Origin of the sequence: Epilithonimonas tenax DSM 16811 (assembly GCF_000428485.1) — a bacterium.
GTDB lineage: Bacteria > Bacteroidota > Bacteroidia > Flavobacteriales > Weeksellaceae > Epilithonimonas > Epilithonimonas tenax.
In genome coordinates this window covers 1-1211 of record NZ_AUAA01000106.1, presented here as the reverse complement: position 1 = coordinate 1211, position 1211 = coordinate 1, and the positions used below count along the sequence as shown (strand labels likewise).

The 1211-nt window shown below is 31.5% G+C and carries 1 protein-coding gene; it reads right to left on the bottom strand.

Annotation, left to right across the window (positions count from 1 at the left end; all coding sequences use genetic code 11):
- Positions 1–6: 6 nt before the first annotated feature.
- The coding region (locus F564_RS19710; RefSeq protein WP_034982022.1) for a toprim domain-containing protein at positions 7–1211 on the bottom strand (1205 nt) is incomplete at its 5' end.

The window sequence follows — 1211 nt, the reverse complement described above, 5'->3', positions numbered from 1 at the left end:
TTTTTTTTACATCCTATAACCCTTATTTTGACCTCTATTTTGTTCTTGAATTAATCCTTTTTCTCTCATCAACACTTCGTTAAAATCGTGCGCCCCTCCGCGACCTTCAAAAATCCCATAATATTCTCTCCAGTCTTCTGCTTGAGGAAAATACTCTTGAATCTTTGCAGTAGCTTTATTTCCCTCTGTATCGCCATCTAAACAAAGAATTACTCTGCCCTTAAAATCTTGAAAATGTTCAACGAATTTTCCTGCATTTCCTGCTCCATTGAGGCAAATTAATCTATTCGGTTCTTCTTTTAATCCCTCATCCCTACCTTTCTGAATAAATGAGAGCATATCTGTTAAACCTTCAAAAACGACGATTTTATCAGAATTTGGATTTCCTGCTTCAGAAATATCTGAAGTACCAAGTTTAATTTTCCCTTCTGTACTTCTAACATCCCAACCATTTGTTTTATTTTTCAAAGAAATACCAAAATAATGGTTGTTCCCAACTTGATAATGTAGTTGTGTAGTGTACTTTTTCAATGTTTCAACATCGATTCCTCGATTAAAATAATAGTCTAAAAGTTTAGGGTTATTTGGTCTAAGAATAGCAGTGAGATTATATTTGTTTTTCTCTAAATCTCCTTTTTCTTCAGATATTTTTTTTGAAATGTGTTCGTAATTTGTACCCGAAAAATTTTGCAAAAAATCAAGTGCATCCTTCCATTTCATTCCTTCAAATTGCATTACAGCCTTGATAATTTGACCTCCTTGATTAGCTTTAAAATCATAAAACCCTTTGTCGTTTGCTGCTATTTTTTGAGTTGCCGTTTTAAAATAAAATTCTCCTGCAGCTTTTTTCTCAAAATCTATTTTCCCTCTTTCCATCAAATTGAAAAAATAATCTTTTACCGAAACTGATTTACAGAGATGATCTATTTGTTCTGGAGTGATGAAAGTTGATTTTGGTAAATTAGTTTGAGTTCTAAGGGTTGAACTAAGAGCCTTTTCAAGGGTCGAAATTTGCGATTTAAGAGCCTCAATCGTTTTTTTAGTAGATTCGTCTGTATTTAAAATTAAACTCTCTAATTTAGCTAATAAAGCTTCTTTTTTTGGTTTAAAATTAAAAATATCTGATTGCTTTAGATTTTCTAAATCGTTTAAAATTTCTTTGTTATCATTCAATTTATAGGCTTGTTGTCTTCTATAATCGGCTGTTGTTT